This is a genomic window from Nonomuraea sp. SBT364, from assembly GCF_001083785.1.
Classification (GTDB): Bacteria; Actinomycetota; Actinomycetes; order Streptosporangiales; family Streptosporangiaceae; genus Nonomuraea.
Window position 1 is genome coordinate 1 of the sequence record NZ_LAVL01000110.1, and the last position, 14,642, is coordinate 14,642.

Genomic DNA, 14,642 nt, shown 5'->3' on the forward strand with positions numbered 1-14,642 from the left:
CTCCCCGCCCCCCTCCTCCGACGCCGCCTTCCCCGTCACGGTGAAGGCCGGCAACGGCGACGTCACCATCGCCACCAAGCCGCAGCGGATCATCTCGCTGTCGGCCACCCACACCGAGACGCTGTTCGCCATCGGCGCCGGCCCCCAGGTGATCGCCGTCGACGACCGCTCCAACCACCCGGCCGAGGCCCCGAAGACGGACCTGTCCGGCTTCAAGCCGAACGTCGAGGCCATCGTCGCCCAGAAGCCCGACCTCGTCGTGGTCTCCGACGACATCGACCACGTTGTCGCCGAGCTGGGCAAGCTGAAGGTGCCCGTCCTGCTGGAGCCCGCCGCCAACAACCTCGACGAGGCCTACGACGAGATCACCGACCTGGGTGCCGCCACCGGCAACCAGGCCAAGGCCGGCGAGGTCGTGGCCGGGATGAAGGCGACGATGGCCGAGCTGGCCGCCGGCGCCCCCAAGGCGGGCCTCACCTACTACCACGAGCTCGACCAGACGCCGTACGCCGCCACGTCCACGACGTTCATCGGCCAGATCTACGGCATGTTCGGGCTCACCAACATCGCCGACAAGGCGCCGGACGCGGCGGGCGGCTACCCCAAGCTGTCGGCCGAGTTCGTCGCCCAGGCCGACCCGGACCTGATCTTCCTGGCCGACGTGAAGTGCTGCCAGCAGAACAAGGAGGCGCTGGCCAAGCGCCCCGGCTGGAAGAACCTGTCCGCCATCACCGGCGACCAGGTGATCGAGCTGGACGACGACGTCGCCTCCCGCTGGGGGCCCCGCGTCGTCGACCTGGCCCGGGCGATCGGTGACGCCGTCACCAAGGCGGCCGGCCGCTAGTGCGGACCGCCGACGCGGCGGCCGGGCAGTCACGCGCCCGGCCGCTCTGGCTGGCCGGCGCGCTGGCGGTGCTGGCCCTGTCCATGGTCGCGGGCCTGCTCGGCGGCGCGGCCGACATCTCGCCGTGGCAGGTGGTGGCGCAGGCGGCCGACTGGCTGCCGTTCGTGACCGTCGAGTCCGGGCTGACGCCCGTCGAGCAGGGGCTGCTGTACGAGCTGCGCCTGCCCCGGGTGCTGGTCGCGGCCGTGGTCGGCGGGCTGCTGGCCATCGCCGGGGCCGGCTACCAGGGCGTGTTCAGGAACCCGCTGGCCGACCCGTACCTGCTCGGCGCCGCCGCCGGCGCCGGGCTCATGACGACCGTGGCCATCGTGCTGCTGCCGCAGCTCGCGGCCGGCATCCCGGTGGCCGCGTTCGCCGGCGCCGTCGGCGGCGTGTTCCTCGCCTACGCGCTCGGCAACACCGCCGGCCGCTCCGGCGGCACCTCGACCTTGGTGCTGGCCGGGGTGGCCGTCACCTCGTTCCTGACCGCGATCCAGACGTTCGTGCAGCAGTTCAAGGTCGAGGAGCTGCAGCGGATCTACGCCTGGATCCTCGGCGACGTCGGCGGCGGCTGGGAACAGTTCCGGCTGGTGCTGCCCTACGCCGTCGTCTCGGCCGTGCTGCTGCTCCTGCACGGCCGCATGCTGGACGTGCTGTCGGTGGGTGACGAGGAAGCGGTCAGCCTCGGCGTGCGGGCCGCGCGGGTGCGGTTCGCGGTGCTGCTGGCCGGCGCGCTGGCGACCGCCGCCGCCGTCGCGGTCAGCGGGCTCATCGGCTTCGTCGGCATCGTCGTCCCGCACGTCGTGCGCCGGCTCGCCGGCGGCTCCTACCGCAGCGTGCTGCCGCTGTCGCTGATCGCCGGCGCCGCCTTCCTGGTGCTCGCCGACCTCGCCGCGCGCACCGTCATCGCCCCCGCCGAGCTGCCCATCGGCGTCGTCACCATGTTCGTCGGCGCGCCGTTCTTCGTGGCCGTCCTGCGCATGACGCGGAGGACCGCGACATGATCGGCGTCCGCGACCTGTCCGTACGGCTCGGCGAGCGCGAAGTGCTGACCGGCGTCGACGCGACCGTACGGCGCGGCGAGTGGCTGGCGATCATCGGGCCCAACGGCGCCGGCAAGTCGACGCTGCTCAAGGCCGTCATGGGCGCGCTGGCCCACCGGGGCGAGGTGGACGTCGGCGGCCGGTCCGCCGCCACGCTCAAACCCCGCGAACGGGCCCGGCTCATCGCCTACGCGCCGCAGACCCCGGCGCTGCCGCCCGACATGACGGTCTTCGACTACGCCCTGCTCGGCCGCACCCCGTACATCCCCTATCTGGGCAGGGAGAGCCGCCACGACCGGGACGTCACCGCGTCCGTCCTGGACCGGCTCGACCTGGCGGAGTTCGCCGTCCGCAGGGTCGGCGAGCTGTCCGGCGGCGAGCGGCAGCGGGTCGTGCTCGCCCGCGCCCTCGCCCAGCAGGCGCCCGTGCTCCTGCTCGACGAGCCCACCACCGCGCTCGACCTCGGGCACCAGCAGCAGGTGCTGGAGCTCGTGGACCGGCTCAGGCGCGCCGACGGCCTCACCGTGATCACCACGCTGCACGACCTGACCCTCGCCGGCCAGTACGCCGACACCCTGCTGCTGCTCGCCCGCGGCCGCGCGGTCGCCTGCGGCGAACCGGGCAAGGTGCTCACCGAACCGCTCGTCGGCGAGCACTTCGACGCCCGTGTCATGATCGAGCCGGGCCCGGGCGGACGGCCCGTCGTCCACCTCGTCAGAGGAGAACCGTGAAGCTCAGCTACCGCGTCGAGGAAGGCGTGCGCCTCGGGTCGCTGCTCTGGGAGTTCGGGCCCGGCTGGCGGATGATCTCCTCGGCCATGCTCGGCGGCGGCATCGGGCCGCGCTCGTGGGTGCTGAACGCCCAGGTCGTGGCCGGCTACGCGCGCACCGATCCGGTCGAGCACCTGACCTCGCTCGGCCCGGGCGGCAGCGGCGTCGGCATGATGACGGCGGCCTCCGTCGATCGCTACACCGAGGCCGGCGACGGCGGCGCCCGCGCCGTGGCCACCGTCGGGCTGCGCGTGCCCACCTGGGCTGCCGCCCCCGAGGGCACCGCCGACCCGGAGCTGGCGCCCATACGGGTCGGCACGATCAACATCCTGGCCGTGCTGCCGGTCGCGATGACCGACGCCGCCCTGGTCAACGCCGTGATGACGATCACCGAGGCCAAGGCGCAGGCGCTCGCCGAGACCGGCTACGCGGGCACCGGCACCGCCTCCGACGCCGTCTGCCTCGCCGTTCCGGCCAGCGGTCCCGAGGAACTGTTCGGCGGGCCCCGCTCGGAGTGGGGCGCCCGGCTCGCCCGCGCCGTCCACGCCGCCGTCCGGCAGGGCGCCGCAGAGTGGCGGCCCTGGGACGGAAAGTGATCGCATCCGGGTAAGTACCGTCTGCGACACTGCGAGGGTGACCGCGATGGCGACGATCCCCGACGACGGGAAGCGCCACGAGCCCTACAACGGGAGCCTACTGCTGAGCCCTGCCCCCTGACGCGCTGCATCAGCTCGCCGCCACCCTCGCTGCGCGTGAGTGACACCGACTTCTCCATTCCCGACCTTGCGGTCGTGCCCCGGGAGATCGCCCGGGCCGGTCAGCCGGAGCTCTCACCGGAGCACGTCCGGCTCGCTGTGGCCTACGGGGCGGCCGGAATCCCCGTCCACTGGCGGGTCGAGCTGGATGAGGGCCCGACCGTCCATGCGTACGCGTTCGACGGTGACTCCTGCGGCCGCGCCGACCTGATCGCGTAACGCCGGAGGCCGTCCCGGCGATGGGGTCGTCGTGGGAGTCCCAACATCCGGCGGATGCCTGCCCGCCGCTCTCTTGACTTACGGCAGGTGATTGGGACCCTGGTCATATCCCTTCGTTCGGGAGCGGCGATGGCGCGTCTTCCAGCTCTGGCCGGCGGTCTCACGATGACGATCGCGCTGCTCGCCCTGCCCGCGGCGGCGCACGAGCACCCCAGCGGCATCACCGACCTGGTGACCCCCGCCGTCGTGCGGGTGGAGGCCGTCTCCCACGTGGAGATAACCCTGCTCGACCACATCGGCGAGCTGCGGCACGTGGAGCGTTCCTACGACTTCCCGCTGGGCCAGGGCACCGGCACCGTCGTCAACCCCGAGGGCGCGATCGTCACGCTGACCCGCGTCGTGCAGACCGGCGACGACGTGGCCGTACGGGCCGCCAACAAGATCTTCGCCGAGCATCACGACGTCAAGATCCCGCAGGACGCCGAGCGGCACTCGCTCGACGACCCGCTGCTCGACCGGCACCTCAAGCAGTGCTACCCGCCGAAGAAGTCGACCGCGACCTGCATCGTCGACGTCTCCACCGAGATCACGATCTTCCCCAACGTGGCCCCGGCCGACACCGACGGGTTCAAGGCCGACCTGGTCAAGGCCGGGTCCGGGCCCGACAGCCCGGCCGTGCTCATGCCCACCGGGCGCGCCGTCGGCAGCGTCGGCATGCCCACCGCCCCGCTCGCCGACAAGGTGCCCGACCAGGCGGGCTCGCCCACCAACGTGGCGGGCTTCCTCGGCCGTCCCGGCCCCGACGTGCAGAACACCGTCGAGATCGCGCACCTGGGCAAGGGCGGCGGCAAGGGCGACACCGGCCGGCCGTTCGGCGACCCGGACAAGAAGGTCGACGAGCCCGTCAAGCTGGGCGGCCTGGCCGACCGGGGTCTCATGGGCGCGCCGGTGATCGGCGACAAGGACGGCCACGTCATCGGCATGCTCATCGGCGGCGGCAAGGAAGCCAAGATGATCGGCGTCCGCGAGATCACCGCCGCGCTCACCAAGGCCGGCATCGCGCCGCGCCGGGGGGCGATCGACTCGGCGTTCGAGGGCGCGCTGACCCGCTACCACACCAGCTACTACACCGAGGCCGCCCCCGGCTTCCAGCGCGTGCTGGAGCTCTACCCCGGCAACGTGGTCGCCGCCGAACTGCTGAAGATCTCGCTCGCCAAACGCGGCGGCCCCGACGACGCCGGCACCGGGCAGAGCGCCCCGCCGGCCACGGGCGCCACGCCGCTGTGGCCGTTCATCGCGGCGGCGGCCGTGCTGTTCGTCGCCGCCGGCACCGGGGCGTTCCTGCTGTGGCGGCGGCGCGCGCCGGTCGAGCGGCCGTCGGAGCCGCCGCCCCCGATGGCCGTCATGCAGCCGCCGCTCGACGAGGGCGCCAACCAGACGGTGGTGGTGCGCAGATCGGTGCCCCTCCAGGCGATCCCGCAGCAGAAGCAGGTGCTGACCGCGGGCGAGCCGTCGATCGCCTACTGCACCGCCTGCGGGATGCGACTCGGGCCCGCGCACCGCTTCTGCGGCTACTGCGGTCACCCCAGCGAGACGTGATGCACGTGAACGACAGAGCCCTCATCGGCCAGGAGGTGGCCGGCTACTACATCGAGGACATCGTCGGCAAGGGCGGCATGGCCGTCGTCTACCTGGCCCTGGATCCCCGGCTCAGCCGCCGGGTCGCGCTGAAGATCCTCAACCCGGTGCTGAGCGTGGACGACCGGTTCCGGCAGCGGTTCATCCTGGAGTCCAGGACCGTGGCCAGCATCGAGCATCCCAACATCATCCCCATCTACGAGGCCAACGCCGACGCCGACGGCGTCCTCTACATCGCCATGCGCTACGTCGACGGGCTCGACCTGCGGCGGCTCATCCACGACCGCGGGCCGCTGCCGCTCGGGCCGGCGAGCCGGATCTTCGCCCAGGTTGCCGCCGCGCTCGACGCCGCGCACGCGCACGACCTGATCCACCGGGACGTCAAACCGGCCAACATCCTGCTGGCCGGGGAGCACGTCTACCTGACCGACTTCGGCATCACCAAGCACCGCACGTCGATCTCCGGGCTGACGCAGACCGACCAGTTCATCGGCACGCCCCGTTACATGTCGCCGGAGCAGATCAACAAGGAGCACATCGACGGCGGCGCCGACCAGTACGCGCTGGCGTGTGTCGTGTACGAGGGGCTGTCGGGGCGGCTGCCGTTCCAGCGGGACAACGACATCGCGCTGCTGTGGGCGCACCTGGCCGAGCAGCCGGCCGCGCTGTCGACGCTGCGGCCGGACCTGCCGCCCGAGGTGGACGCGGTGATGAGCCGGGCGCTGGCCAAGGCGCCCGAGCAGCGCTACCCGTCGTGCACCGCCTTCGTGGACGCCCTCCGCGCCGTCATCGACGTCCCGTACGGGACCGCCGTCCCCGGCCGGAGCGGCCCCCACGCGGTTCCCGGACAGAGCGGTCCTCACGCCGTCCCCGGGCGGAGCGGCCCGCAGGACGTCCCGGGCGGGAGTGCCCCTCACCCGGCGCCGGCCGCCTTCGGCCGCGCCCAGGGCAGCCCGCACGGTGGCCCGCACGGCAGCCCGCACGGTGGCCCGCACGGTGGCCCGGACTCCGCGCCGGGCCTGTCCGGCGGGCGCGACCGCGCCCAGGGCGGTCCCGGCCGAGGGGGCGCGTCCGCGTCGGCCGGTCCCCATGGAGGGGCCGGGTCCTCTTCCGGCGGTCCCCACGCAGGGGGCTCCCCTGCTCCCGGGGGGCGCGCGTCCGGGTGGAGCGGGGCGCCCGGCGGCGGGCAGCAGGCCGGGGACGCGTACTCGGGGCCGTTGACCGGGCCCGGTGGCGGGGCGGAGACCGGGCCGGGGAGGCTGCCGAAGCGGGGCGGGCGACCGGGGCGGCTGCCGATCGTGGCGGCGGCGCTGGTGGCGGCGGTCGCGGCGCTGGCCCTGGTCGTCATGATCGTGATCAGCCAGCGCGGCGAGTCGTGGGTGCGCTACCAGAACACCGCCGCCGCGCCGCTCACCTTCGAGCATCCCGGGGGCTGGACGGCCCGTACGCACGCGGACCTGTTCGCGCTGGCCTCGCCGCGCGCGGCCGAGTTCGAGGCGATGTTCGTCTCGGGCGCGAACGCCGACTGGGCGGCCGTCAACAACGTCATCACCGGCGACCCGGAGAGCGCCGTCGGCGTGTACGTGCAGGTCTCCGACACCCTCACCGCCGGCGCCGGCCGGGACGAGATGAAGGCCATGATGGAGGGCCTGCTGCCCGGCGAGATCGAGGTCAGCGCCCCGGTGCCCGACCGGGCCGGCAACCGCGACGCCACCCGCTACGACGGCTCGCTGCGCGACCGCAACACCGGCAACGCGCTGGGCTTCGTCGGCTACGTCATCGACCACCAGCCCAAACCCATCCTCATGCTGTACTTCTGCGCGCGCAACAGCTGTGACGACGCCACCCAGGTCCGCGTCAGGCAGAGCGTGGTCGTCTCCTGACCTCCGGCTTGGAACTGACTTGCGTACTGCTTGACCTGGGTGTTCAACGGCCCCGGACCCGTCTACCCTTCGGGATTTGTGGGCATACGTATCGTCATCGTGGACGACCAGGCGATGGTCAGGGCAGGGCTGCGCATGGTCGTGGAGAGCGACCCCGGCATGGAGGTCGTGGGCGAGGCGGCCGACGGGCGTGACGCCATCGCCGTGGCCAGGCGCACCCGGCCCGACATCGTGCTGATGGACATCTCCATGCCGCGCCTGGACGGCCTCAGCGCCGCGCGGGAGCTGCTCGGCACCCCGTCGCCGCCCAAGGTCATCACGCTGACCACGTTCGACACCGACGAGAACCTCTGGGCGGCGCTGCGCGCGGGCACCAGCGGCTTCCTGCTGAAGGTGTCGCCGCCGGAACAGCTCATCGAGGCCATCCGCGTCGTGCACGCCGGTGACGCGCTGCTCGACCCGGCGGTGACCAGCCGGGTGATCGCCTCGTTCGCCGGCCGCGCCGAGCCGGTGCCCTCGCCCCGGCTCGGCGACCTGACGCCTCGCGAGCTGGAGGTGCTGCGGCTGCTCGCGCGCGGCCTGACCAACGCCGAGATCGCCCGCGACCTGTACGTGGGGGAGGCCACGGTCAAGACGCACGTGGCGCGGGTGCTGATGAAGCTGGGCCTGCGCGACCGGGCGCAGGCGGTCGTGTTCGCCTACGAGTCCGGCGTGGTGCGCCCGGGGGACGCGAACTGATCTCAGCATGCGGAAGGCTTTTGCGAGCTATGCCCAACATGTGTGTATATTTTCCGTTATAAGGCGGTAGTGACAGGAGATTTTCATGCATGCGTTCCCCCGAGTGCTGTTCGACGAGGCCCACAGCGAGTCGTGGACCATCCGGCGCGACGTCGCCGAGGCCATCAACCCCGCCCACCCCGACGACAACAGTTACGCGCGCGCCGCCGGGCTGCTGCGCCACCTCGGCCACACGGTGACGGCCCACACCGAGGGCGCGCTCGACGCGGGAACGCTCCAGGACCAGGACGTCCTGGTCATCGCGCACCCGTCCGGCGAGCGCTGGGAGCGCACCACCGGGCAGGGCAGCCCGGTCTTCACCCCGGCCGAGCTGGACGCCGTCGAGGCGTTCGTCTCCGGCGGCGGCGGCCTGGTCGTGCTGGCCGAGGAGGAGCAGGACAAGTACGGCAACAACCTGGCCGAGCTGCTCGCCCGGTTCGGCGTGAGCGTCGGGCACACCACCGTGCGCGACCCCCGGCACGCGCACCGGGACGTGGCCACCTGGGTGCTCGGCGAGCGCGCCACCGGTGACGGCGTGCTGGCGGGCGTCAGGGCCGCCTGCTTCTACCGCTCCGGCGTGCTGGCGGCCGAGGGCGGCGCGACCGTCCTGTTCGCCACGTCGCCGGACGCCGATCCGGCCGGCGCGCCGCTCGCCCTCGCGCTCCCGTACGGGCGGGGCCGCCTGGTGGTGTTCGCCGACTCCGACCTGTTCGGCGACGACTCGATCGACGACTACGACCACCGCAGGCTGTGGGGGAACGTGGTCACCTGGGCCGCCCGGGTGCCTGACGCCGGAGCCGGGGCCGGGGAGCGCGACGAGGCCAAGGCGGCGCTGTTCGCCCGGATCAAGGCCGCCGTCGAGGAGCTGCGCCCGCTGCAGGTCAAGGACGGCTCGGTGCCGGAGGAGAAGGGGCGGGCCAAGGAACTGGTCGCCGCAATCTCCACCGCAATTGGCGAAATTTCACCATATTTCGGGCATGACGCCGCCTATCTGCAGGCCGTGCGCGACGACCTCGCCCAGTGGTCCGAACAGGACCTCGGCGTCCCCGACTTCCTGCGCTCGTTGGAGCTGTTCCACCCCGACACCCAGCGCGAGGACGGCCTCGAACACCTCGTGGTGTTCCCCATGTACACGCAGAACGGCAACCCGGACCGCAACCTGGAAGCCGTCTGGATCCGCACCATCTGGCCGGACTGGCTGGCCGAGCTGGAGGCGGGCGGCTACGACAACCCGATGTTCGTGCCGATCGCGTTCGAGGACTTCACCTCCGGCTACGACACGCACTCGGCCGTGCTGTTTCCCGAGACCGTGGCCGTCCGGCAGGCGCCGGCCCGCTTCACCTGGGGCGGCATCTTCGCCGACCGCGAAGCCGCCCGGTTCCGGCGCGTGTCCAAGGCCGCGACCGGCACGCTGAAGCTGGACCTGCCGCCGGACGCCGCCCGGCTGCTGGAGTCGCAGCAGCTCGCCCAGGACACGTTCGTGCTGTGGGACCTGGTGCACGACCGCACGCACAGCCACGGCGACCTGCCGTTCGACCCGTTCATGATCAAGCAGCGGATGCCGTACTGGCTGTACTCGCTGGAGGAGCTGCGCTGCGACCTGACCGCGTTCGGCGAGGCCGTGGAGCTGGAGCGGCGCGGGGTGCCGCACGCCAGGTACGTGCAGCACGCGATCCTGTTCGACCGGCTGTTCCGCTTCCCGATCACGGGGGCGCGGGTGCGCAACTACGACGGGCTCGGCGGTCAGCTCCTGTTCGCCTACCTGCACCGCAACGACATCGTGCGGTGGACGGACAACCGGCTCTCGATCGACTGGGACCGGGTCGCCGACGGCGTCGCCGACCTGCGCGGCGAGGTGGAGAAGCTCTACCGCGACAGCATCGACCGCTCCAAGCTGGCCCACTGGCTGGCCGCCCACGAACTGGTCAGCGCCTACGTGGCGCCGGACCCGGGCTCGGTGTGGGCCAAGGGGATCGCGGCGCTGCCCGAGGAGCAGAAGGCCAAGGTGGACGCGGTGCTGCCGGACGAGTTCCCCCTCAGCATGTTCTACGAGGCGCTGCGCCGTAAGCTGGCCGACGTGGTCGAGTCGACGAAGGGGATCCGGGCATGATCATTCTTGTGACGGGCGCGGCCGGCCCCACCGGCGCGGCGGTGACCGAACACTTCACCAAGCACGGCCACACCGTGATCGGCGTGGACAAGGACGACGTCGACCTCCTCGACCGCGCCGCCGTACAGGCCCTGGCCGAGCGGATCGACGCCGAGCACGGCCGCGTCGACGGCGTCGTGCACCTGGTCGGCGGCTGGCGCGGCTCGCCCTCGTTCGACCGCACCGACCTCGCCGACTGGGACTCGCTGCACGACCTGCTCATCCGCACCCTGCAGCACGTGTCGCTGGCCTTCGAGCCGCTGCTGCGCAAGAGCGCCAACGGCCGGTTCGTGATCATCTCGGCCAAGGCCGCGGGCAGGCCCGAGGCCTGCGGCGACGCCTACACCGCCGCCAAGGCCGCCGCCGAGGCGTGGACTCTCGCGCTGGCCGACGCGCTGCGCGGCACTCCGGGCGCCGCCACTATCCTGGTCGTGAAGGCCCTGGTCAACGACGCCATGCGCGCCGCCAAGCCGAGCGCCAAGTTCGCCGGTTTCACCGACGTGCGCGACCTGGCCGAAGCCATCGGCGGCCTCTTCGACCAGCCGGCCGAGCAGATCAACGCCACGCGATTGGACCTCACTACGTGACTCCCCGGCACGACCCCCGGCTCAAAGCGTTCGCCAGCGACAACTACGCCGGGGTGCACCCCGAGATCCTGCGGGCCATCGCCGACGCCAACGGCGGTCACCAGATCGCCTACGGCGAGGACGTCTACACCGAGGCGCTGCAGGACGTCTTCCGCGCGCACTTCGGCGAGCGGGCGCAGGTGTGGCCGGTGTTCAACGGCACCGCCGCCAACGTCGTCTCCCTGCGCGCGATGACCGCGCACTGGGAGGCGGTCATCTGCGCCGAGACCGCCCACATCAACACCGACGAGGGCGGCGCCCCCGAGGTGACCGGCGGCATCAAGCTGCTCACCGTGCCCACGCCCGACGGCAAGCTCACCCCCGAGCTGATCGACCGTCAGGCGTGGGGCTTCGGCGACGTGCACCGCGCCCAGCCGAAGGTCGTCTCCCTCTCCAACACCACCGAGCTGGGCACCCTCTACACCCCGGACGAGATCGCCGCGATCTGCGACCACGCGCACGAGCGCGGCCTGCTCGTCCACCTCGACGGCTCCCGCCTCACCAACGCCGCCGCCGCGCTCGGCGTGCCCCTGCGGGCGCTCACCACCGACGCGGGCGTCGACGTGCTCTCCTTCGGAGGCACGAAGATCGGGCTGCTGTACGGCGAGGCGGTCGTGGTGCTCAACCCGGAGGCCGCCACCGGCGTCGACTACCTGCGCAAGACGTTCATGCAGCTGTCGTCGAAGATGCGGTTCGTGTCGGCGCAGTTCGAGGCGCTGCTCTCGGGCGACCTGTGGCTGCGCAACGCCCGCCGGGCCAACGCCATGGGCAGACGGCTGGCCGAGGCCGTGCGCGACCTGCCCGGCGTCGAGGTGCCGCGGCCCGTCGAGGCCAACGCGGTCTTCGCGATCCTGCCCGCCGACGTCACCGCCCGGCTGCAGAAGCGCTTCCGCTTCTACACCTGGAACGAGGCGACCGGCGAGGTGCGCTGGATGTGCGCGTTCGACACCACCGAGGAGGACGTCGACGCGTTCGCCTCGGCGATCGCCGAGGAACTGGCCGGCTCCTAGCCCTTCAGCGCGAGACGGGCGGCCTGCCAGCCGCCCATGCCGTGCACCCCGGGCCCCGGCGGCGTGGACGCCGAGCACAGGAACACGCCGGGCAGCGGGGTGCGCCACGGCGCCGGCGACCACACCGGCCGCCTGAGGAACTGCCCGAGGCTCGCCAGCCCGCCGCCGATGTCGCCACCGGCCAGGTTGGGGTTCGCCGCCTCCAGCGCGGCGGGCCCCATGACGTGCCGGGCCAGCACCCGGTCCCGGAAGCCGGGCGCGTACCGCTCGATCTGCGCCTCGATCGCGCCCGTCAGGTCGGCGCGGGAGCCGTTCGGGACATGGCAGTAGGCCCACAGCGTGTGCCCGCCCCGGCCGCCGGGGTCGGCCGCGTACGGCTGCACCAGCAGGACGTACGGGCGCGGCGAGTGACGCCCGGCGGCCGTCTCGGCCTCGCTGAGCGCGATCTCCTCCAGCGTGCCGCCCAGGTGCACCGTGCCCGCGCCCGCCACGCCCGGGTCGCGCCACGGCACCGGCCCGTCCAGCGCCCAGTCGACCTTGAACACGCCGGGCCCGTGCCGGAACCGCAGCAGCCGCTCCCGGTAGCGCCGGGGGAGCTCGCCGTGGCGGCCCGGCTGGTCCGCCAGCGCCGCGAACTCGCGCGGCGGCACGTCCAGCACCACCGTCGGGGCGTCCAGCTCCCGCAGGCCGCGCACGCGGTGCCCGGCCACCGCCTCGCCGCCCAGCTCCCGCAGCCGCGCGACCAGGGCGTCGGCGAGCCGCTGGGAGCCGCCCGCCACCAGCGGCCAGCCCACCAGATGGGCGAGCACGGCGAGCGTCAGGCCGTAGCCGGCGGTGAGCGGCGCGCGCAGGTCCAGCATCGAGTGCGCGGCCATGCCCGCGAGCAGCGCCCGCCCCCGCCTCGTGCGGAACGCCCGGCGCGCGAGCGTCGTCGCCGGCAGCGCCGCCGCCACCCCGAACCGGGCGGCCGCCGCGAACGCGGCCGGTCGAAGCTCCCACGGCCCCAGCGGCTTCAGCAGCAGATCCACGAGCGGGAACCCGGCCCGCTCCGCCGCCCCGACGACCGCCCGCCAGACGCCGGCGTCCCGCCCCAGCCCCTCCGCGGTGCGGCCCGCGTCACGGTGGACGAGCACGGCCGGGCCGTCGTCCAGCGGATGCGCGGCCACCACGGGCGGATGGGCGAACTCGACCCCGTCCAGCGCGAGGCCGCGCGTCGCGGGGGAGGCCAGCGCCATCGCCATCACGGTCGCGCCCATGTCGTGCACCCGGCCGGGCAGGGTCAGCTCCGCCGACCGCAGGGCGCCGCCGAATTCAGCGGCCGCCTCCAGCAGGAGCACCTTCCGCCCGGCCGAAGCCAGCGTCACGGCCGCGACGAGCCCGTTGGGCCCGGACCCCACCACGACCGCGTCGGCGCTCATCGGGTCATTTCAGGATGGTCGGCAGCGGCTGCGCGTTGCGGTGGCCGAGCAGCTTGGTCATCAGCTCGATCTCGCCCGACTGCCCTTCGACGATCTTGCGGGCCATGTTGGCCACCTCGGGCCGGTCCGACAACTTGAGCAGCCCTTCGGCCATCTGCACGCCGCCCTCGTGATGGCGGATCATCAGCTGCAGGAACAGCACCTCGGCCTCGGCGCCCCGCAGCTCGGCCAGCTTGGCCAGCTCCGCCTCCGACGCCATGCCGGGCATCGCGCCGCCCTGGGGCTGCCGCGCACCGTGGCCGTGACCGCTCATCCACGCCATCGGCCGCAGGTTCGTCGCCTGCGTCAGCTCCCACTGCTGCAACCAGCCCAGGAACATGCCGCGCTGGTTGGCCTGCGTGTTGATGATGTCGAAGGCCAGGCTCCTGATCTCCCGCGACTCGCTCTTGTCCCTGATCGTGAAGGACATGTCGACGGCCTGCGCGTGGTGCGTGGCCATGTCGCGGGCGAACCCCGCCTCGGCCGACGTCTCGCCCGGAGTGCCCCGGCCGCCGAACACGAGGAAGGCCGCCGCCACGGCGACGACGAGGACGGCGAGGGCGGCGAACAGCGGCTTTCCGGCGGGCTTCTCCATGGCGTATTCAGGTTACCCACCTGCGGGAGCGGTTGTGATCGCATGCTTATGCGCCGCTTATTCTCCGCATACGCCGGGAGGGCATAGGGTAACCCGCAGTTGGTACGCCTCTGGAGGAACGATGACGAAGGAGAAGGCGCAGGCCCGGCGCGAGCACCTGCAGAAGATGCGGGACGCGCAGAAGGCCAAGGAGCGCCGTGCCGCCTTTCTGATGTGGGGCGCGGGCGGTCTCGTCATCGTGCTGCTCGTCGGCGTGGTCGGGTTCTACCTGATCAAGCGGGCCCAGGAGACCTCGCTCGACGGGGTCGCCAGCGTCAAGTACGAGGCCGGCCAGCACGTGTGGAACGCGGTCTCCTACAAGGAGACGCCGCCCGTCGGCGGCGAGCACAACAACTACTGGCAGCTGTGCCAGGTCTACGACAAGCCGATCCACCCCGAGCACGCCGTCCACTCGCTGGAGCACGGCGCCATCTGGATCACCTACCGGCCCGACCTGCCCAAGGCGCAGATCGACCAGCTGAAGGACGTCGCGGCGTCGACCGGGCAGCAGGATTACATGCTGGTCAGCCCGTTCGCCAACCTGCCGTCGCCGATCGTCGTCTCCTCGTGGGGCCACCAGCTCAAGCTGACCGACCCGGGCGACCCGAAGCTGGGCGCGTTCATCAAGAAGTACCAGAACGGGCCCGACACGCCTGAGCCCGGCGCCACGTGCGGCGGCCCCGACGCGGTGCAGACCACCGCCGAAGAGGCCCCCCTCCCGCCTGAGCCGCAGCAGCAGCAGACGCCGATGGACACCACCAGTCCCTCGGCCAGCCCGTCGGCCTCGCAGTAAGCCGC

The 14,642-nt window shown here is 72.8% G+C and carries 14 protein-coding genes; 12 read left to right on the forward strand and 2 right to left on the reverse strand.

The genetic code is table 11. The features are described from left to right. From ADY59_RS33485 to ADY59_RS33535, 11 genes are all read left to right on the forward strand, one after another. Window positions 1-844: ABC transporter substrate-binding protein (locus tag ADY59_RS33485; RefSeq protein WP_049570842.1), on the forward strand; the 844-nt coding region annotated here is incomplete at its 5' end. Further along, window positions 844-1,887 carry a FecCD family ABC transporter permease gene (locus ADY59_RS33490; protein WP_049570843.1) on the forward strand — a complete coding sequence of 348 codons (1,044 nt, stop codon included), beginning with the start codon at window positions 844-846 and terminating at the stop codon, window positions 1,885-1,887. The genes ADY59_RS33485 and ADY59_RS33490, both read left to right, overlap by 1 nt. Further along, the gene (locus ADY59_RS33495) at window positions 1,884-2,657 is read left to right on the forward strand and encodes an ABC transporter ATP-binding protein (protein ID WP_049570844.1); all 774 of its coding nucleotides are present in this window, start codon (window positions 1,884-1,886) and stop codon (window positions 2,655-2,657) included. The genes ADY59_RS33490 and ADY59_RS33495 overlap by 4 nt, the downstream gene beginning before the upstream one ends. Beyond that, window positions 2,654-3,292: an adenosylcobinamide amidohydrolase gene (locus tag ADY59_RS33500; protein ID WP_049570845.1), complete on the forward strand. Its 639-nt coding sequence runs from the start codon at window positions 2,654-2,656 to the stop codon at window positions 3,290-3,292. The genes ADY59_RS33495 and ADY59_RS33500 overlap by 4 nt, the downstream gene beginning before the upstream one ends. Before the next feature lie 156 nt (window positions 3,293-3,448). Beyond that, window positions 3,449-3,670 carry a hypothetical protein gene (locus tag ADY59_RS33505; RefSeq protein ID WP_049570848.1) on the forward strand — a complete coding sequence of 74 codons (222 nt, stop codon included), beginning with the start codon at window positions 3,449-3,451 and terminating at the stop codon, window positions 3,668-3,670. 129 nt (window positions 3,671-3,799) lie between these two features. Continuing rightward, window positions 3,800-5,269, forward strand: a complete 1,470-nt coding sequence (locus ADY59_RS33510) for a zinc ribbon domain-containing protein (protein WP_049570852.1) — start codon at window positions 3,800-3,802, stop codon at window positions 5,267-5,269. Window positions 5,270-5,274: 5 nt separating this feature from the next. Continuing rightward, the gene (locus ADY59_RS53520; protein ID WP_442937762.1) at window positions 5,275-7,191 is read left to right on the forward strand and encodes a serine/threonine protein kinase; all 1,917 of its coding nucleotides are present in this window, start codon (window positions 5,275-5,277) and stop codon (window positions 7,189-7,191) included. A 78-nt stretch (window positions 7,192-7,269) separates the two neighbouring features. Further along, the gene (locus tag ADY59_RS33520; RefSeq protein WP_049570859.1) at window positions 7,270-7,929 is read left to right on the forward strand and encodes a response regulator; all 660 of its coding nucleotides are present in this window, start codon (window positions 7,270-7,272) and stop codon (window positions 7,927-7,929) included. Window positions 7,930-8,014: 85 nt separating this feature from the next. Beyond that, window positions 8,015-10,078: a DUF6421 family protein gene (locus tag ADY59_RS33525; RefSeq protein ID WP_049570861.1), complete on the forward strand. Its 2,064-nt coding sequence runs from the start codon at window positions 8,015-8,017 to the stop codon at window positions 10,076-10,078. After that, window positions 10,075-10,704 carry an SDR family NAD(P)-dependent oxidoreductase gene (locus tag ADY59_RS33530; protein WP_049570864.1) on the forward strand — a complete coding sequence of 210 codons (630 nt, stop codon included), beginning with the start codon at window positions 10,075-10,077 and terminating at the stop codon, window positions 10,702-10,704. Before ADY59_RS33525 ends, ADY59_RS33530 begins: the two co-directional genes overlap by 4 nt. Then, complete coding sequence (locus ADY59_RS33535; RefSeq protein WP_049570867.1) at window positions 10,701-11,753, forward strand: threonine aldolase family protein; 1,053 nt, start codon at window positions 10,701-10,703, stop codon at window positions 11,751-11,753. Before ADY59_RS33530 ends, ADY59_RS33535 begins: the two co-directional genes overlap by 4 nt. Here ADY59_RS33535 and ADY59_RS33540 read toward each other — a convergent pair. Further along, window positions 11,750-13,171 carry a phytoene desaturase family protein gene (locus ADY59_RS33540; protein ID WP_049570870.1) on the reverse strand — a complete coding sequence of 474 codons (1,422 nt, stop codon included), beginning with the start codon at window positions 13,169-13,171 and terminating at the stop codon, window positions 11,750-11,752. The two genes, ADY59_RS33535 and ADY59_RS33540, sit on opposite strands and share 4 nt — an antisense overlap. 4 nt (window positions 13,172-13,175) lie before the next feature. Continuing rightward, complete coding sequence (locus tag ADY59_RS33545) at window positions 13,176-13,805, reverse strand: DUF305 domain-containing protein (protein ID WP_049570874.1); 630 nt, start codon at window positions 13,803-13,805, stop codon at window positions 13,176-13,178. Window positions 13,806-13,926: 121 nt separating this feature from the next. On the opposite strand from ADY59_RS33545, the gene ADY59_RS33550 reads away from it, so the two are divergent. Further along, entirely contained in the window at window positions 13,927-14,637 is a 711-nt protein-coding gene (locus tag ADY59_RS33550; protein ID WP_049570877.1) for a DUF3105 domain-containing protein, read from the forward strand. Window positions 14,638-14,642: the final 5 nt, after the last annotated feature.